Origin of the sequence: Collinsella sp. TF10-11AT, assembly GCF_003437565.1 — a bacterium.
Taxonomy (GTDB): Bacteria; Actinomycetota; Coriobacteriia; order Coriobacteriales; family Coriobacteriaceae; genus Collinsella.
This window is the reverse complement of record NZ_QSQW01000006.1, coordinates 61,337-79,752: the sequence shown is the minus strand read 5'-3', so window position 1 is coordinate 79,752 and position 18,416 is coordinate 61,337. Positions and strand designations below refer to the sequence as shown.

11 protein-coding genes are annotated in these 18,416 nt (G+C 62.9%); 4 read left to right on the top strand and 7 right to left on the bottom strand.

Features of this window, described 5'->3' with window-relative positions:
- Window positions 1-297 precede the first annotated feature (297 nt).
- Both DXC99_RS05705 and DXC99_RS05700 read right to left on the bottom strand, forming a co-directional pair.
- On the bottom strand, window positions 298-1,059 hold the full coding sequence (locus tag DXC99_RS05705; protein ID WP_117583954.1) for an EFR1 family ferrodoxin: 762 nt from the start codon (window positions 1,057-1,059) through the stop codon (window positions 298-300).
- Between the two features lie 626 nt (window positions 1,060-1,685).
- On the bottom strand, window positions 1,686-3,845 hold the full coding sequence (locus tag DXC99_RS05700; protein WP_199408874.1) for a DEAD/DEAH box helicase: 2,160 nt from the start codon (window positions 3,843-3,845) through the stop codon (window positions 1,686-1,688).
- Between the two features lie 552 nt (window positions 3,846-4,397).
- Between DXC99_RS05700 and DXC99_RS05695 the strand changes: the two genes are divergently transcribed.
- The 4 genes from DXC99_RS05695 to DXC99_RS05680 all read left to right on the top strand — a co-directional run bounded on the left by DXC99_RS05695 (window position 4,398) and on the right by DXC99_RS05680 (window position 8,044).
- Window positions 4,398-6,740 carry a cation-translocating P-type ATPase gene (locus tag DXC99_RS05695; protein WP_117629572.1) on the top strand — a complete coding sequence of 781 codons (2,343 nt, stop codon included), beginning with the start codon at window positions 4,398-4,400 and terminating at the stop codon, window positions 6,738-6,740.
- A gap of 147 nt (window positions 6,741-6,887) precedes the next feature.
- Complete coding sequence (locus tag DXC99_RS05690) at window positions 6,888-7,109, top strand: heavy-metal-associated domain-containing protein (RefSeq protein WP_117629571.1); 222 nt, start codon at window positions 6,888-6,890, stop codon at window positions 7,107-7,109.
- 42 nt (window positions 7,110-7,151) lie between these two features.
- Window positions 7,152-7,424: a metal-sensing transcriptional repressor gene (locus DXC99_RS05685; protein ID WP_117629570.1), complete on the top strand. Its 273-nt coding sequence runs from the start codon at window positions 7,152-7,154 to the stop codon at window positions 7,422-7,424.
- Window positions 7,425-7,570: 146 nt separating this feature from the next.
- On the top strand, window positions 7,571-8,044 hold the full coding sequence (locus DXC99_RS05680) for a hypothetical protein (protein ID WP_117629569.1): 474 nt from the start codon (window positions 7,571-7,573) through the stop codon (window positions 8,042-8,044).
- A gap of 91 nt (window positions 8,045-8,135) precedes the next feature.
- Here DXC99_RS05680 and DXC99_RS05675 read toward each other — a convergent pair whose 3' ends face one another.
- The 5 genes from DXC99_RS05675 to gltB all read right to left on the bottom strand — a co-directional run bounded on the left by DXC99_RS05675 (window position 8,136) and on the right by gltB (window position 18,353).
- Entirely contained in the window at window positions 8,136-9,506 is a 1,371-nt protein-coding gene (locus DXC99_RS05675; protein WP_233505678.1) for an amidohydrolase family protein, read from the bottom strand.
- Window positions 9,507-9,914: 408 nt separating this feature from the next.
- Window positions 9,915-11,009, bottom strand: coding sequence for a hypothetical protein (locus tag DXC99_RS05670; protein WP_117629567.1), 1,095 nt, complete (start codon window positions 11,007-11,009; stop codon window positions 9,915-9,917).
- 99 nt (window positions 11,010-11,108) lie between these two features.
- Window positions 11,109-11,816 (bottom strand): hypothetical protein, encoded by a 708-nt coding sequence (locus tag DXC99_RS05665; protein WP_117629566.1) that lies wholly within the window; start codon window positions 11,814-11,816, stop codon window positions 11,109-11,111.
- A gap of 352 nt (window positions 11,817-12,168) precedes the next feature.
- Window positions 12,169-13,650, bottom strand: coding sequence for a glutamate synthase subunit beta (locus DXC99_RS05660; protein WP_117629565.1), 1,482 nt, complete (start codon window positions 13,648-13,650; stop codon window positions 12,169-12,171).
- A gap of 5 nt (window positions 13,651-13,655) precedes the next feature.
- Window positions 13,656-18,353: a glutamate synthase large subunit gene (gltB, locus tag DXC99_RS05655; RefSeq protein ID WP_117629564.1), complete on the bottom strand. Its 4,698-nt coding sequence runs from the start codon at window positions 18,351-18,353 to the stop codon at window positions 13,656-13,658.
- Window positions 18,354-18,416 lie beyond the last annotated feature (63 nt).

Genomic DNA, 18,416 nt, shown 5'->3' with positions numbered 1-18,416 from the left:
TGCATCCATAGAGACACACTCGTTCAAAGACTTTGGTTAGGCCCACGTCCGAGGGACTCGGTAACCTTCCGCATTTCTTTTTACGGGAGTTATTTTAGACAAGCCCAAAGCCAGAATAGTCATTATGACCGGTGAGCGGTATTTTTTCTTCGATAAACGGTATTTAGGCAGCACTTGGGGACGTTCCTTTTCTGCCGGCACTCGGGGACACTCCTCACTCTGGTGCATTGGGGACAGGTTTGTTTGCACCAGGTTGGTGCAGATTAACCTGGCCCCATTGCACCAATTTCGTATGCGCTAGACAAAGAGCTCGCATTCCTTCCGCACGACGCAAACCTTGCTCAGCATCTGGGAAACAGCGGATAGCTTGTTGGGATCAAGCTTACGAGCGCCTCGCGGGCATACGGCAATGCAGCGCATGCAGGAGATGCACGCCTCGCCAGCTGCTCGTTTGGGGTCACCCTTGTCGATAGCACAAACGGGGCACGCCGCGGCGCATGCACCGCAGGAGACGCAATCCTCTGTTGCCTCAGGTGCCATGCGGTGACCTCTGGCTTGTTTGTAAGGACGATTGCCGGGAATAGAGGGCTCGGATGTATCCTCAGCCAACAGCTTTTGCTGAATTTGCTGCGCAAACTCTGCGAGCTGCGCCGCATCCTGCACATCCGGACGACCGGCAGCAAACTGTCGCGCAATGGAATGTTCTGCAATGGCTGCAACTGCCGCGATTACCCGGAATCCCGCATGCTTCGCAACGTCCTCCAGCTCTACGAGCGTGTCCTCAAACGCGCGGTTTCCGTATACACAAACCAAAACAGCCCGAGCCCCGTTGCCGCGCACCATGCCCAACCGGTCAGCCACCACAGCCGGAATTCTACCGGCATACGCCGGCACAGAGATTACGGCCACGTCGTCCTCAGTCATCGAGACAGCGCTGAGATCTAGCCCGCTATCGGTCAGATCGACGGTAACGGTATTATTGTCCAGCGCCCCGGCCACAAGGCCAGACACCTTCCGCGTTCCACCCGTCGGACTAAACACAATTTCGAATACGCTCATCGAGGCACCCTCTCCCTACGCCTGGCAACGCGTCAAGCCGTTTTCACATTCAGACAGAGTATACGGCGCATGGGGAGAGCTCCCCGTTTCGGTGCGCCAGGCACCCCAATGCACCCACCCTACGCTGTCTGCCTCTTCGTTTTGTATAAATTACGGTACAGATTGTATATATTTACGGGATACCGCCGCGTTCTCCTGAGGTACCCCATCCTGGCCCGTGCAAAAAACGGAGTATTCTGCAACGTGACCGCGCCAGCACCGCCGCGGATGGGCAAAACTGTAGGGCGCCGCATCCTTTTAAGTCCCGACATGGCGAGAATGACGCGCCCCTGCTCCGGAAAACGACGAAATCTGACTCAGAACGCTCGCTAGGGATATCCGAAGGCCACCGTTGGCGACGTCAAATCATATGCAGACAACTCGAACTGCAGAATACTCCAAAAAATGCACGGCGCACCCCATGGGACCCATTGCCGCATGGTAGGAAACAGGCCCACGGCATCCTCTAGATGCATTCCCGAGGAAATCACATTTGAACTAGCGATCGGATACGGCAAACAAAAAGGGCCCCGAGCGTAGTTGCTCGGGGCCCTTGGTTCACCTCGCTCTAGCGGGCGATGCGTGCGTTATTTGCGCTTGCCGCCGCCGTCACCGGGGCGACGGGAGCTGCTACCGCGCTTGCCACCACGACTATTGCCATAGCTGCCACGGTTATCGCGACCGCCGGCACGACCGCCACGGGAACCGGCCTGGTTGCCGCCGCGACCACCACGGTAGCCGCCGCGACGCTCTTCGCGGGTATCGTCGTAGTTGCGCCAGTCATCGCGACGATCGCGGCTGGCACGCGGGTCACGACGATCGCGCGACTCGTTAGAACGACCAGCACCGCCGCGGCCGCCGTTACCACGAGCGCCCTCGCCGCCGCGACGCTCGTCTCGGCCACTGCGCTCGTCATCACGACCGGAACGACGACGGTCGCCCGAGCCGCGCTTGCCGCCGCGCGAACCACGGCCCTCGTCTTCGCGCTCAACACGACGACGACCACCACGGTCCTCGTCCTCGCGGCGACGGCGATGAGCCTCGCCCTGGAACTGTTTGGCACGGCGCTCGGCACGGTTGCCGCGCGGGGCCTGCTCGACGACAGCAGCACCGCCGCGCTCCTCGGCAGCCACCTCGCGGGCCACGCTCTCCACAGCCTCGTCCACGCGAGCCTGAACACCCTCGCGCACGCGGGTCTTGCCGCCGCGCTTGGGACGACTCGGGCGCTCGCCGTCGCCACGACGCTCGTCGCGACCGCGGTTGGAACGACCGGCCACATCGCCGTAATCGTCGCCGTTGCGCTTGCCGTCGCGACGCGCCTGCTCAAGCTTCTTCTTGCTCTTGGACTTGCCGCGCTTGGTCTTCTTCTTCACCTTAAAGGCGGCAGGATCGCGCCCGGGATCGACGGCGGGCGGGTTGGGACCCACATGCAGTTCGCCGGCTTCGTAGATGTCGGCGGTCTTGTCCATGAGCTTCTCGATCTCGTAGAACTCGTCCACGTCCTGCTCGGTCACAAACGTGATGGCCCAGCCCAGCTCGCCGGCGCGGCCCGTACGGCCAATACGGTGGATGTAGTCGGTCGGCTCGGCCGGCACGTCAAAGTTCACGACGTAGCGCACGTCGCTAATGTCGATGCCGCGGGCGAGAACATCGGTTGCCACCAGCACGTCGACGGTGCCGTCGCGGAAAGCCGAAAGCGCGCGCTCGCGCTGGGCCTGGCTACGGTTGCCGTGAATCGCGGCAGCCTTGATGCCTTTACGCTCCAGACGACGGCAGCAGCTGTCGGCGCGGTGCTTGGTGCGCATAAAGACGATGGTGCGCTCCGGGCCCTCCTTCTTGAGGAACTCGGGCAGCAGGTTGTTCTTGGCCTCGATGGACACCGGGAACACAAACTGGTCGACGGTGTCGGCGGTCGACGTGGCAGGCGCAATCTCCACGCGTGCCGGGTCGCTCACCAGGTCGGTGATCTCGCCCACGGCCTCCTCGTCGAGCGTCGCCGAGAACAGCAGCGTCTGGCGCTCGGCCGGCGTCTCGCGCACAATGCGGCGGACGGCGGGCAAAAAGCCCATGTCGAGCATGCGGTCGGCCTCGTCGAGCACCAGCACCTTGACCTCGTTCAGGTGGCAGGCTCCCTGCTCGATCAGGTCGACCAGACGGCCCGGCGTTGCGACCAGGATGTCGCAGCCGTACTTGAGGGCAGCGGTCTGTGGCTTGTAGCTCACGCCGCCCACGACGGTCACGGCGACATGGCCCGTGACGTCGGCAATCTTGCCGGCGACCTCGTCGATCTGCTGGGCAAGCTCGCGCGTGGGGGTGATGACGAGCATCACAGGGCCACGGCCGTTACCCTCAGGCTTTTTAGCACCGCGACGGCGGTTGCGGCCGCCGCGCTCGCGCACAGGCTTGGGCGGAGCGATGTGCTCCAGATTGTTCATGGTCGGCAGCAAGAAGGCGGCCGTCTTGCCGGTGCCGGTCTGAGCGGCGGCAAGCAAGTCGCGGCCCTCGAGCACCACGGGGATGGAGCCGGCCTGAACGGGCGTGGGCGCCGTGTAGCCCAGGTTCTCGATAGCACGAAGCATCTCGTCCGAAAGCCCCAGCTCGTCAAAGGCGGGCAGGCTCTCGGTAGCGGACTCGACGGTCTCGGCGGCGCTGGCCTCGTCAGCCGCATCGAAGGCAGCCTGGGTCATGGCCTCGCGGGTCTCGTCCAGAATCTCGGCGTCGGTGACGTCGGATACAGAATTACGCATATGTTGTTGTTCCTTATCTGCACGCGTTATGGGCACGGCATGCGGCCGCGCGGGGCGTGCTTGGTAGTGCGCTAATACATACAAAAACGGGTGCGCACAGAGAGGACGTTGCTCAGCACGCTGGCGATCGCTTTGGCAGCCCTATCACGCGCCGTCCAGACGCAGCAGCTCTAAGCGATGGAGCAGATTCGCCGCCGGTTAGTATACCCGTGCTTCGCATGCCCCCACGTAAACCACAGATGACGAGGCGGGTCTGGGCCGATTGTCTCAATCTGTAACAGTTACGAGACAAAACCGGGTCTACACGTTACAGATTGAGACGAACTCAAACATCGCAAAACATAATCTCGATCTGTAACAGTTAGAGGTCATTTTCCCCGCTAGATGTTACAGATCGAGATGTTTGACATGAGCTGCCAACGATTGAGCAGCCACCCTCATCTGTAACGAAATGTCATACATTTCTTTCTATACTGGACACCCCCAGGGGGTATGGGTGTATAGTATCGGCAAGTTAACAATTCCAACACCGAACCACGGAAAGGAGAAGCCATGGCTCAAGATAAGTTCGACGTGGGCGGCATGACATGCGCCGCCTGCCAGGCGCACGTGGACCGCGCCGTAAGCAAACTCGACGGCGTCCAAAGCGTCGCGGTCAACCTACTCGCTGGTTCCATGATGGTCGACTATGACCCCGCGCAGGTCACCTCCGACGATATCTGCACCGCCGTCGACCGTGCGGGCTACTCGGCCTCACCCGTCGATGCGGGCACCGGTGCCGCCGGCTCAAGCGGCAACACGCAGGTCAGGTCCGGCGCCGCCCACATGGAGTCGCCCACCAAAAAATTGGAGGCCGCCGCCTCTGCCATGCGCGCCCGCCTCATCGTCTCGATCGCCTTCCTCATCCCGCTGTTCTACATAGGCATGGGGCACATGCTCGGTTGGCCACTGCCCGGCATCTTCACGGACCACATCCACAGCATGACGCTCGCCCTCACCGAGCTTGTCCTGCTCATCCCCATCGTCTATGTCAACGACGCGTACTTTATCAACGGGTTTAAATCGCTCGTTCACGGCGCGCCCACCATGGACGCGCTCATCGCCGTCGGCGCCACCGCTTCCGTCGCCTGGTCGCTCTATGCCATGTTCATCATGGCCGACCAGTTAGCCGCGGGTCAGGTCCACGAGGCCATGATGACGGGCATGGACAATCTGTATTTTGAGAGCGCCGGCACGATCCTGTCGCTCGTCACCGTGGGTAAATACCTCGAGACGCGCAGCAAATCCAAGACCGGCGGCGCCATCGAGGCGCTGATCGACCTGGCGCCCAAGACCGCGACCGTCGTGGCGGAGGACGGCAGCGAGACCACGGTGGACGTCGACAGCATCCTTCCCGGCCAGGTCCTGCGCGTGCGCCCCGGCGAGTCTATCCCTGTCGACGGCGTGGTACTCGAGGGCGCGTCGGCCGTGGACGAGAGTGCGCTCACCGGCGAGTCCATCCCCGTGGGAAAGACCGCCGGCGACACCGTCAACGCCGCCACCGTCAACCGCACCGGTTCGTTTACCTTCCGTGCCACACGCGTGGGCGCCGACACGTCGCTTGCCAAAATCATCCAGCTCGTCGAGGACGCCAACGCCACCAAGGCGCCCATCTCCCGCATGGCCGATAAGGTCGCCGGCGTGTTTGTGCCCGTGGTGTTTGTGATCTCGGCCGTGACCTTTGTGGTGTGGATGGCACTGACCGGCAGCATCAACGAGGCGCTCACCTCCGCCGTGGCCGTGCTGGTGATCAGCTGTCCGTGCGCACTGGGTCTGGCCACGCCCGTCGCAATTATGGTGGGCACCGGCAAGGGCGCCGAGATGGGCATTCTGTTTAAGAGCGCCGAGGCGCTGGAGAACCTGCGCAGCGTGGGCACCGTGGTGCTCGATAAGACCGGCACCGTCACCCGCGGCAAGCCGGCCGTGACCGACATTGTGGTTGCCGCACGCGCCGACGGCTCGCCCGCCATGAGCGAAAAAGCGCTGCTCAAGCTGGCCGCCGCGTTGGAGCGCTCGAGCGAGCACCCGCTGGCCGAGGCGATTATGGCCGAGTGCGAGTCGCGCGGAATCGTCGCGCGCATGGTCGAGGACTTTGCCGCCGTGCCCGGGCGAGGCGTTACGGCACGCGAGGGGCAGAATGTCATCGCGGCCGGCAACGTGCGCCTGATGAACGAGCTGGGCGCGGAGGTGCCCGCCGGTCTTGCCGAGCAGTTCGCTGCCGAGGGCAAGACGCCGCTGTTCTTTGCCAAGAACGGCGAGCTTGCCGGCACCATCGCCGTGGCTGACGAGGTCAAAGAAACGAGCGCCGAGGCCATCGCCGCGCTCCGCAAGCTCGGCGTCGACGTGCGCATGCTCACCGGCGACAACCGCGTGACGGCCGAGGCCATCGCCCGCCGCGTGGGACTCACCAGCGAACAGGTTATCGCCGACGTCCTCCCCGCCGACAAGGAACGCCACGTGCGCGAACTGCAGGATGCGGGCGGCAAGGTCGCCATGGTGGGCGACGGCATCAATGACTCCCCCGCCCTGGCGCGCGCCGACGTGGGCCTTGCCATTGGCACCGGCGCCGACATCGCCAAGGAGGGCGCCGACGTGGTGCTCATGCGCGGCGACCTCATGGACGTCGCCCGCGCCATCGAGCTTTCGCGCGCCACGATCCGCAACATCAAGCAGGACCTGTTCTGGGCACTGTTCTACAACGGCATCGGCATTCCGCTCGCCGCGGGCGTGTTCTTCCCGCTCACCGGATGGCAGCTCTCGCCGATGTTTGGCGCCGCGGCCATGAGCCTGTCGAGCGTGTGCGTCGTAAGCAATGCGCTGCGCCTGAAATCCTTTAAGCCTAAAGTGGCAAAATAGGCTCACCATTAAGTCCATTTAGAACGGGTTTTCCAAGTGCCCGAGATTGACCTGAAAGAGGAGCGACGCGTACTTTGGTACGCGAGCGACGGCTTGAAGGTCAAGGTCGGGTGCCTGGGAAAGCCGACACAACAGAGAGGAATACCCATGCGTTACACAATTAAGACTTCCGGCCTCATGTGCGGCCACTGCGACGCTACTGTCGAGACGGCACTACTCAACGTTGCCGGCGTGACCGACGCCGATGCCGATCACGAGACTCAGACCGTACAGGTGGAGTGCGCCGACACCGTGACCGCTGAGCAGCTCGCTGCCGCCGTCGAAGACACCGGTGAGAAATTCCATGCCCTGTCCGTAACCGCCGCGTAACGACCCGCACGTACCCCCCCCGACCAGAAACGAGAACCCGCCATGATGGCAGACCATAAATCGGTGACCCGCATGCTCAAGACGGCACGCGGTCAGATCGACGGCATCCTGCGGATGGTCGATGAGGACCGCTACTGCGTCGATATTTCTACGCAGCTCATGGCCACACAGGCGCTCCTCGCGCGCATCAACGCCGACGTGCTCAAGGCGCATATCGAAGGCTGCGTGACTTCGGCAATCGAATCGGGCGACGAGGAGCTCAAGGCCGCCAAGCTTGCCGAGATTGAACGCGTCGTCGACAAGCTCTCCAAGTAATTGGGGCATTGGGAACAATCTTCTTTGCACCGTCTTGGTGTTCTGGGGACAGGTATGCTTGCACCACACTGGTGCAGATTAACCTGTCCCCCTTGCTCTAAATCGGGTATAAAGGCGTGCAGTATATCGAACGAAAGGCAATTCGCATGAATGACTTTATGAAGGGTCGCAACGGCGCCGATGAACTCACCGTCGTGTTGGGCTTCGCAGGCATTATCATCGCGATGATCGGGTCGATGGCCCGTATCCAGTGGCTCGGCTGGATCGCCATCGCCGTGATCGTGCTCGGCGTGCTGCGCGGCCTGTCCAAAAACATCGACGCCCGCCGCAAGGAAAATGATGCCTTCGTTGCCGCGACTGCCAACGTCCCCTGCCTGGGCAAGTTCGTCGCCAGCCTGGGCGGTGGAACTGCAGCGGCCAGCACCTCGCGCGCAGTTGGAACGAGCAAGGAAGACTTTGAGCGTGCCAAGCGCACGGCAAAGAAGATGTGGAAGGGTCGCAAGACCACGGCCTACCTCAAGTGCCCCAACTGCGGCCAGATGCTGTCCGTCCCCAAGGGCAAGGGCAAGATCCGCGTCACCTGCCCCAAGTGCCACGCCAAGATGGAGACACGCTCCTAGCAGCTACACCATAGGAAGAATAAAAACCGAGGCCCCGTGTGGAGACCTCGGTTTTTTTGAACGCGGCATAGGGGCCGCCCCTTTGTCACACCTATGCCACGCCGTCGCGGGCGAGCTCCTCGGCCAGCGCTTCGGCAGGCATGGCCATAATCGCGTCGAGCTCGGCGTCCACCTCGGGAATACGCTTCACCTTGAGTTTGCGCACCAGGTTGCCGCGGCACATCACGTGCATTGGCTCACGCAGAGCACACAGGTCATCGAGCGGGTTCTCGTGCGTCACCAGGATATCGGCGGCCTTGCCGCACTCGACCGTGCCGGTCTCGCCGCCTAGGCCCAGCAGCTCGGCATTGACCTGCGTCGCCGTATGCAGCGCAAAGGCGTTGCTCACGCCCACGTACTTGGCAAAGTAAGCGACTTCACGCCACATGTCGTACTGCGTCACAAACGGACAGCTCGAGTCCGTGCCCAGGCCCACCTTAACGCCAGCCTCCAGCGCCGCACGAGCACTCTCGATAATGCCCGAACACACGATGTCGCCGTTCTTCTTTTGTGTGTCGGTCGAATGGGTCTTCTCCGGGTCGAGCAGTACAAACGGCAGCGCCGGACTAATCGTGCAGGTCACGCTCGGCGCGCGTCCCTCGAGCTGTGCTCCCGCGGCGCCGCGGTACAGCTCCAGGATCTCGGGGGTCATCGGAGCGCCGTGCTCGATTGTGTCGACGCCGGCCTGAAGCGCGGCGCGTACGCCCTCGGTGCTCTCGACATGAGCCATAACCGGCAGGCCCACCTCGTGCGCCGCCTTGCACGCCGCCGCGGCAACCTCTACCGGCATACGCAGCACGCCCGGCTCGCCCACCTCGGTCGCGTCGAACACGCCGCCCGTTACGAACAGCTTGATGACGTCGGCACCGCGCGCATACAGATCACGTACCTGCTCGGCCGCCTCGGCGGGACTATTAGCCACCTGAGCGAACAAGCCTGCACCATGGCCACCCGGCACCGTGACGCCCGTTCCCGGCGCCACCAGACGCGGGCCCTGATACTTGCCGGCATCGATAGCGTCACGCACGGCAATGTCGGCAAACAACGGGTCGCCCGCGCCGCGCACCGTGGTCACGCCGCTTGCCAGCTGCTGCTGGGCACTGCCTTTGAGGATGTGGCGAACGATGGCGCGGCCCACGGGATTGTCGAGCTTCTTCATCAGCGCACCCGCATCGCCCGCCGAAACTGGCTTGCCCGAGCCGCACAGATGCACGTGCATATTGATGAGACCCGGCATGAGATACGCGCCGGCCAGGTCAATGACCTCGGCCCCCGCTGGAGCTTGGGCCACAGCGCTCGGTCCCATCCAGGTAATGATGCCACGCTCGACGGCCACGGCCATATCGAGCTGCGGCTCCATATGCTCCGAACCATCCAGAACGGTCGCATTGATAAACAACGTGGGACGATCGGCAGTCGCCATATCGAGCTCCTCCCTCACGATTAACTTGAACATTTGTCCATTATTACCCAGTTCGGCAGGGTTGCTGCGGACATATCGGTTAACGGAGAAAGGAGGAGATGCGGAGAATGGAACGCGTTGCAGCCCCATTCCAGCGACATCCGGGAAATGTCTAGATCTGTAACAGGTGGACCGTCTTTAACCTTCCAAATGTTACAGATCGAGATCTTTCGGCGCCGCGTCCAACCTTTGTCTCAATCTGTAACAGTTAGAGCGGTTTTCGGCCGTTAGATGTTACAGATCGAGATATTTTAGCGGCAGCCAACCTTCTGTCTCGATCTGTAACAGTTGCGAGGCCGAACGGCCCCTTGTTGTTACAGATCAAGACAAACTCGGCAGGAACAACCACATCCGCGTCAGTTGCACCCCTCAGCGCCCATACCACTGGCGTCTCCATTCCTCAGCCAAATCGGCCCGTCGCGGAATACCCGCCAGTCTCATCTTCTCAACCAGCTTCCCCGGATTCTTGAGCTCATCAAACGTAAACCGAAGCACCTTGTGCCCGAGCATTGTCAGATGGGACTCCCGCTGACGTTCTGCCACGAACGGGTCGACCCACTCCCGACCCTCGTCGTTCTGTAAGGTATACTTCCCTTTTCCGTCCAACTCGCCAATCACGCACGTTCCGTCCTCGAGCCTCCACAAATAGTCGACGCGAAACACTTGGCTCGGATCAAGCGGGTCACGAAACTCCACTTGCAACTCTGGCACCGGAAAACCGTATGCAATAAAGAACGCCCGAATACGAGACTCGCCACCGTTTTCGGACAGCCCGTCCGCATGCGACGCAATCACCTGAGCTCTGCGATACCCGCGTCTGCCCTCGCAATCGGCCTGGAGCCGTTCGCAGAGGTCGTCGCGCGATATGCCCTTCGCCCGCAGCGCAGAATCGGCGATCGCCAGACCATACGAAAACGGCGCACGCAGCAGACAATCCTCTACCGTGCGCCAAAACGGCGTCACCCGCACGCCGTCGACTTGTTCAAGCGCACCCGCCGCCTGCGGACGCAACAGCCGGCATCCCGCACTCAGCGGCACCGAGCAACCTGTCTTAACAAGAAATCGCGGTCCAAGCAGATCATTCGTCACCTCCAGACCCCACAAAAGTGCCGCGTCATAACCCCAAAACGCCCAATCGGGATGAAATTCTGCAAGCCCTTTGATGGTCCGCAGTGCTCGCTCCGCCGGCGTCAGTACAACCCAATCATGTTGCAAGCAGAACAAATACGGCTCGGGCTCCGCAATATCATCGGTTCCCACATGACGCCGCAGCCACATGAGCTCGGCATGGTCGTGCGTCACAAACAGCATGCCTTGTTCAGCCGCCTTCGCGAGCCTGGCAAGCATCCTATTCCGCGCCAAGGTGTTACGTGTCGCCTGCATATGTTTAAGAACAGTATTAGACACTTTCATCACCACCACATCGGAGAAATGGGCCATCGCCGCCGCCGCTGCCGCCGACAAACGTCTCGATCTGTAACAGGTAGACCGGTGTTTTGCCCCCAAACGTTACAGATCGAGACAAAAAGGCAAAAGGCAAGGCAGGCGACAACTACCCATCCCCTACTCCCACTCCTGCTCGTAGATGTTGAGCGACTTTACGTACCGCCCCTGGGCGCCCATGATGTCGCGGACCAGACGCAAGAAGAAGCAGATGCACGAGGTGTCAAAGCCGTCCTGCAGGTCCTCCGGATGCACCGCACCCGGCCCATCGACCGCCGTATCGCTCAGCCGCGCGATGTCATACAGGTAGAGCTGTCCCGCCGTAAGCCAGACATCGTCGACGCAGGCGAGGCGCACCGCAATCGCGCCGTCACTCCAGTGCTCCTTCTGCACGATATGCGAATCGTAGACATCAAAGCGATGATCGGTGCGCGTGTCCTTCAGCACGACCATGCCGGACGCAGGATTCTTGTCCAAAATGCCAAAGCGCGAGAAATACTGCGTGTCGCGTACCTGCTCGAGCCGCTTGAGCGAGGCAGGCGAAAGCGATGCCGGCGGCTCGTCAACATATAGCTCGAGCAGCGTTTTGCCATGGCGATAGGGGCGCTCAAACAGCAGCCAATCGGTAAACGCCATGTTGTAGGCCATGATTTCGTTTTGCGAAGGCTCGGCGCAATAGCTGAGCCACGGGTCGACAATGATCTCGAACTGTTCGCGCGCCGGCTCCAGGAATTGAAACTTCCGCAGCATCCAAAAGTGAGCCATGTCGGCAATATCGTTGCCGACAGCTTCAGCCAGCTCTGCTCGGTCAAAAGCGTGGTCAGTCATGGCATCCTCCTCAAACTGATGGACCTCAATTTGAGCTTACGAGGAGGGTGGGCAGCCACGACCAGCGCGGGCAAAATAGGCCTCCGGCAGCAAACCAGATGCTGACCAAACACTTGACGAAAAGCTTGACCGAAAATGCACACCGCAACAAAACAGCAGGTAAACATAGACAGCCAACTCGCCCTTTTGAGCCAGATGCCCGCAGCCACCACAGAAACAACAGGTGGCCACAGCCCAAGAAGTCGGCAAATGAGCACCCACACGTCGACAAACGAGCAAATCGCTCGCAAAGAGTGTCCCCAACGACTAGACAAAAATGACCAGTCATTGGGGACGTTCTTAAATGACTACTTTACAGCTCCAGCGCGTCTGCGACTTCGGCAGCGCAGGCCAGGGCATCGGCCATGGCGTTCACCACGAGCGAGCTGCCGTTGCGGGCATCACCCGCCACATACACCGGCGCGGCATCCGCGGCGACACCCTCCGTGCGAGCCGCGAGGTGCGAGCCCTCGGCAGCCATCACCGGCAGCGGACGACCAGCGGTGGCAACAGACACGCCAACGGCGTCGAACACACCGTGCTCCGGGCCCGTAAAGCCGCAGGCGATGAGCACCAGCTGCGCCGGCACCTCGTGCTCGGAACCCGCGATGCGCTCGGGCTTTCCCGCCGACCAGTCCAGATCGACCACGCGCAGACCCGCAGCCGCGCCCTTCTTGTCCAGCAGCACCTCGAGGGTATCCACGCCCCAGGCACGCATCTCGCCGCCCATGGCGGCAATGGCCTCCTGCTGGCCGTAGTCGGTCTTCTTTACATTGGGCCACTGCGGCCAAGGGTTGCTCGCCGCACGCTTATCGGGCGCAGCCGGCAAGAACTCAAACTGGCGCACGCTGCGCGCACCCTGGCGCACCGCGGTACCTACGCAGTCGTTGCCCGTATCGCCACCGCCAATGACCACGACGTCCAAGCCGCGCGCGTTCACCGCGGGCTCGCCGCCGTCGAGCACCGAGACGGTCGAAGCCGTCAGGTAGTCCACGGCATACACCACGCCGGGAGCATCCACGTTCGCAGCCGAAAGCCCACGCGGAGCGCGGGCACCAGCAGCCACCACGACGGCGTCAAAGCCATTGAGCTTGGCCGCCACCGCAGGGTCATTCGCATCAGCACTCAGCTCGAACACAATGCCCAGCTCGCGCATGAGCGCCACGCGACGCTCGACAACGGACTTCTCGAGCTTCATGTTAGGAATGCCGTACATGAGCAGGCCGCCCGGGCGGTCGTCGCGCTCAAACACCGTCACGCGGGCGCCACGACGCGCAAGCTCCCATGCTGCCACCAGACCAGCAGGACCGGAGCCCACCACGGCAACCGAGGGCGCGTCCTCCCCTGCCGGCTCAAAGCGGCGCGGGCCGCCGTTTGCCCACTCATGGTCGCTGATCGCACGCTCGTTGTCATGGATCGTCGTGGGCTGGCCATCGACCGAACCCAGGTTGCACGCGGCCTCGCACAGCGCCGGGCACACGCGGCTCGTGAACTCGGGCATGGGCGAGGTGAGCGACAGGCGCTCGGCCGCCTCGTCCCAGCGGCCGCGGTACACCAACTCATTCCACTCGGGAATCAGGTTGTGCAGCGGGCAGCCGCTCGGGCGTGCCTTGCCAAAGCTCGCGCCCATCTGGCAAAACGCCACGCCGCACATCATGCAGCGGCTCGCCTGGGCACGGCGTGCATCGTCGTCAAGCTCCACGTACAGCGGATCGAAATCGCGGCTGCGCTCCTCCACGGGGCGAAGCTCGTGGGTCACGCGATCGATATCAAGAAAAGCACCGGGCTTACCCATAGCACTTACGCCTCCTTCTTGGTCGAAGCAACAGAGCTGGCGGCCACGGACGCAGCACCCGCAGCACCGCCCGCAATATCGAAGCGAGCGACATCCGCGGCGCTCGCGCGACCGGTCACAATGTCAAACGCCAGCTCCTCTGCCTGCGCATGCGTCTTGCCGACGGCCTCGCTCGCAGCGACAATCGCCAGCACACGCTCGTACTCGGTCGGAATGACCTTCACAAAGTGCTTGCTCATCGTCTCAAAGCTGTAGAGCAGCTTGATGCCGCGCGGGCTCTGCGTCGCGTCCACGTGCTCTTGGATGAGCTCGCGAATCTGTGCCAGCTCGCCGGCCGTCGGGGCCTTGAGCTCAACGCTCTCGTGGTTCACGCGGGCATCGAGCGTGCCGTACTGGTCAAAGACATAGGCCACGCCGCCCGTCATGCCGGCGGCAAAGTTCTGCCCGACCTCGCCCAGGATGAGCGCCAGGCCGCCCGTCATGTACTCACAGCCGTGGTTGCCGCAGCCCTCGACCACCACGGTGGCACCGGAGTTGCGTACGCCAAAGCGCTGGCCGGCCAGGCCGTTGATGAAGCCGTGGCCGCTCGTGGCGCCAAAGAACGCAACGTTACCCACGATGATGTTTTCGTCGAACTTGTAGGTCGCATGCGGGTTGGGGCGCACCGACACCTCGCCGCCCGAAAGGCCCTTGCCAAAGTAGTCGTTGGCGTCGCCGCACACGTTGAGCGTAATGCCGCGCGGCAGGAAGGCGCCAAAGCTCTGACCGGCCGAACCATCGCAATCGATGGTGATGGAGCCGGCGGGCAGGCCCTCGGGATGTGCCTTGGTCACCGCGTTGCCCAGGATAGTGCCCACGCAGCGGTTGACGTTGGCGATATCGGCGCGGAAGCGAATCGGGCGCAGGTGCGCGCGAGCGTCGGCCGTGTAAGGCACAAACAGCGTGGAGTCGAGCGTCTTGTCGAGCTCGCTGTCCGCAGCCATCTGGGGCAGGAAGTGACGGCCGTCGGCACCCGAGATGTGGGCACCGAACTCGCAGGTCGCGCTCGCCAGCACGGGCGACAGATCGAGCAGGTTAGCCTTGCGGTTGCCCGGGACCTCGATCTGGCGCAAGCACTCGGGATGGCCGACCATCTCGTCGACGGTGCGGAAGCCCAGGCTCGCCATGACCTCGCGCAGCTGCTCGGCAACAAAGAGCATAAAGTGCTCGACATGCTCGGGCTTGCCGCGGAAGCCGCGACGCAGGCGACAGTTTTGCGTCGCGATGCCGGCGGGGCAGGTATCCTGCTGGCAGTCGCGCTGCATGAAGCAGCCCATCGAGATGAGCGGCATGGTCGCAAAGCCAAACTCCTCGGCGCCCAGCAGGCAGGCGACGGCAACATCGGTGCCGTCCATGAGCTTGCCGTCGGCCTCGAGCACCACGCGTGAGCGCAGGCCGTTTTGCAGCAGCGTCTGCTGGGCCTCGGCAAGGCCAAGTTCCAACGGCAGTCCCGCATGCCAGATAGAGTCGCGCGCAGCGGCACCCGAGCCGCCGTTGTGGCCACTGATCAAGATCTTGTCGGCAGCACCCTTGGCCACACCGGTGGCGATGGTGCCGACGCCGGCCTCGCTGACCAGCTTGACCGACACGCGCGCGCCGGGGTTGGCGTTCTTAAGGTCGAAGATGAGCTCGGCCAGGTCTTCGATAGAGTAGATGTCGTGATGCGGCGGAGGCGAGATCAGGCCGATGCCGGGCGTGGACTGACGGACCTCGGCAATCCAGGGGTAGACCTTCTTGCCGGGCAGGTGACCGCCCTCGCCGGGCTTGGCGCCCTGGGCCATCTTGATCTGGATCTCGAAGGCGCTGCACAGGTAGCGGCTCGTCACGCCAAAGCGCGCGCTTGCCACCTGCTTGATCGCGGAGTTCTTGGAGTCACCGTTAGCCAGCGGGGTCTCGCGACGCGGGTCCTCGCCGCCCTCGCCCGAGTTGGAGCGTCCGTGCAGGCGATTCATGGCGATGGCCATGCACTCGTGCGCCTCTTTGCTGATGGAGCCGTACGACATGGCGCCGGTGTTAAAGCGGCGGACGATGTTGAGCGCGGGCTCGACCTCGTCGAGCGAAACCGGCGTGCGGCCGCTGGCATCAAAGTCGAGCAAGTCGCGCAGACGCACGGCACGGCCGGTGCGGTGCAGGCGGGCGCTGTACTCCTTAAAGGTGTCGTAGCTGTCCTCACGGCAGGCGGTCTGCAGCAGGTAGACGGTCTGGGGGTCGATGAGGTGTTCCTCGCCGCCGAGCGGGCGCCACTTGGTCAGGCCCAGCGTGGGCAGCTGATCGGGAGCCGGGCTCTTAAGGATAGCGAGCGCGGCGTCGTAGCGCTCGTTTTGCTCGCGTTCAACGTCCTCGACACCCATACCGCCCACACGGCTCACCGTGCCGGCAAAGTACGCGTTGACGAACTCCGGCGTAAAGCCCACGGCTTCGAAGATCTGCGCCGAATGGTAGCTCTGCACCGTGGAGATGCCCATCTTGGACATGATGGAGACGATGCCGGCGGTCGCAGCCTTGTTGTAGTTGGCGATGCCCTGCTCGGCCGTCACGTCCAGGTCGCCGCGTGCCGCCAGATCGCGGATGCACGCATGTGCGTTGTACGGATAGATGCCGCTCGCGGAGTAGCCCACCAGTGCCGCAAAGTCGTGCGGGGACACGGCGTCACCGCACTCCACCACGATGTCGGCAAAAGTACGAACGCCGGCGCGGATCAGGTGGTTGTGCACGCAGCCCACGGCGAGCAGCGACGGCACGGGCACCTCGCCCGCAGCGGCACGATCGCTCAACACCACAATGTTCACGCCGTCGCGGACCGCAGCCTCAACGTCCTCGGCAAGCTGTTTGAGCGCAGCCTGCAGCGCGCCCTCGCCGGCATCGCGGCGGTAGACGGCACGGAAACGACGGGTCTTAAAGCCAACACGGTCGATGGCACAGATATGCTCGAACTCTTCCTCGTTGAGCAATGGGCGCTCCAAGCGCACCAGCTGACAGGCCGTGCGGGAATCCTCGAGCAGGTTGCCGTGGTTGCCCAGGTAGAGCGTGGTCGAAGTCACCATGTGCTCGCGCAGGGCATCAATCGGAGGATTCGTGACCTGAGCGAACAGCTGATAGAAGTAGTCAAAGAACGAACGCGTCTTCTTGGACAGGCAGGCCAACGGCGCATCGATACCCATCGAGGCGAGCGGGGCCTTGCCCTGCTGGGCCATGGGGCGCACGACCTCGTCAACATCATCCCAGTGATAGCCGAGCTTGGCCATGCGCACGGCGGCGGGCACCTCGGCATCCTCGGCGGGCGCGGGCGCGGCGGGCTCATCGAGCGCGTCGACGGTCAGTGTCTCCTCGGCAATCCAGTCGCGGTAGGGCTTCTCCTTGGCATAGCGGGCGCGCAGCTCGTCGTTGTAGATCACGCGGCCGCGGGCAAAATCGACCTCGAGCATCTGGCCCGGTCCCAGGCAGCCGCTCGTCAGGATGTTCTCGGGGCTCACCTCGATGGTGCCCACCTCGCTTGCCAGCATAAAGCGGCCATCGCGCGTCACGTAGTAGCGGGCGGGGCGCAAGCCGTTGCGGTCGAGGGCGGCGCCCAGCGTGCGACCGTCGGTAAAGGCGATGGCCGCCGGGCCGTCCCAGGGCTCCATGAGCATGGACTGGTAAGCGTCGTAGGCGCGGCGCTCCTCACTCAGGCTATCGTTGTGGTCCCACGGCTCGGGCAGCAACATGGACGCGGCACGCGTGAGCGGGCGACCGTTCATGACCAAGAATTCGAGCACGTTGTCCAGAATCGCGGAGTCGGAACCCTCGCGGTTGATGATGGGCATCACGCGCTCAAGATCGTGCTGCAGCACGGGGCTGTACAGGTTGGGTTCGCGGGCGCGAATCCAGTTGACGTTGCCCTTGAGGGTGTTGATCTCGCCGTTATGGATGATAAAGCGGTTGGGGTGCGCACGCTCCCAGCTGGGCGTGGTGTTGGTGGAGTAGCGCGAGTGGACGAGCGCCACGGCCGTTTTGACGGCGGCGTCGTTGAGGTCGATGAAGAAGCGGCGCATCTGCGTGGCGACCAGCATGCCCTTGTACACGATGGTGCGCGAGCTCATGGAGCACACGTAGAAGATCTTGTCTCGCAGGGCAAACTCGGCATCGGCCTTCTTTTCGATGGTGCGGCGGCACACGTACAGGCGACGCTCAAAGGCATCGCCGGCGGGCGTGTCGTCCGGACGGCCCAGGAAGGCCTGCAGGATAGTGGGCATGCAGGCGCGGGCCGTCTCGCCCAGGTCGTGCGGGTCGACGGGCACCTCGCGCCAAAAGAGCAGCGGCACGCCGGCCTCGGCACAGCCCTCCTCAAACACGCGGCGGGCATCCTCTACGCCCTTGTCGTCCTGCGGGAAGAACAGCATGGCCACGCCATAGTCGCCCTCTGCCGGCAGAATCTGACCGCACTTTTGAGCCTCTTTACGGAAAAAGTGATGCGGAACCTGGAACAGGATGCCAGCGCCATCGCCGGTATTCTTCTCGAGTCCCGTGCCGCCGCGGTGCTCCAAGTTGACCAGAATGGACAGTGCGTCGTCCAGAATCTGGTGATGGCGCTCACCGTTGATATCGGCAAGCGCGCCGATGCCACATGCATCGTGGTCGAATTCGGGGCGATAAAGGCCCTGCTGCTGAGCGGAATCTGCCTGCATCGCGATCCTCCCCTAGATATTTAGACAGTCAGTTGAATAGGCATACTAGGAGCATCGCCGACC

Bases quoted from the DNA above. Each gene is read 5' to 3' on its own strand.
- DXC99_RS05660 (WP_117629565.1), bottom strand. From the start codon at position 13,650: ATGGGTAAGCCCGGTGCTTTTCTTGATATCGATCGCGTGACCCACGAG.
- DXC99_RS05700 (WP_199408874.1), bottom strand. From the start codon at position 3,845: ATGCGTAATTCTGTATCCGACGTCACCGACGCCGAGATTCTGGACGAG.
- DXC99_RS05695 (WP_117629572.1), top strand. From the start codon at position 4,398: ATGGCTCAAGATAAGTTCGACGTGGGCGGCATGACATGCGCCGCCTGC.
- DXC99_RS05680 (WP_117629569.1), top strand. From the start codon at position 7,571: ATGAATGACTTTATGAAGGGTCGCAACGGCGCCGATGAACTCACCGTC.
- DXC99_RS05705 (WP_117583954.1), bottom strand. From the start codon at position 1,059: ATGAGCGTATTCGAAATTGTGTTTAGTCCGACGGGTGGAACGCGGAAG.
- DXC99_RS05685 (WP_117629570.1), top strand. From the start codon at position 7,152: ATGATGGCAGACCATAAATCGGTGACCCGCATGCTCAAGACGGCACGC.
- DXC99_RS05690 (WP_117629571.1), top strand. From the start codon at position 6,888: ATGCGTTACACAATTAAGACTTCCGGCCTCATGTGCGGCCACTGCGAC.
- gltB (WP_117629564.1), bottom strand. From the start codon at position 18,353: ATGCAGGCAGATTCCGCTCAGCAGCAGGGCCTTTATCGCCCCGAATTC.
- DXC99_RS05665 (WP_117629566.1), bottom strand. From the start codon at position 11,816: ATGACTGACCACGCTTTTGACCGAGCAGAGCTGGCTGAAGCTGTCGGC.
- DXC99_RS05675 (WP_233505678.1), bottom strand. From the start codon at position 9,506: ATGGCGACTGCCGATCGTCCCACGTTGTTTATCAATGCGACCGTTCTG.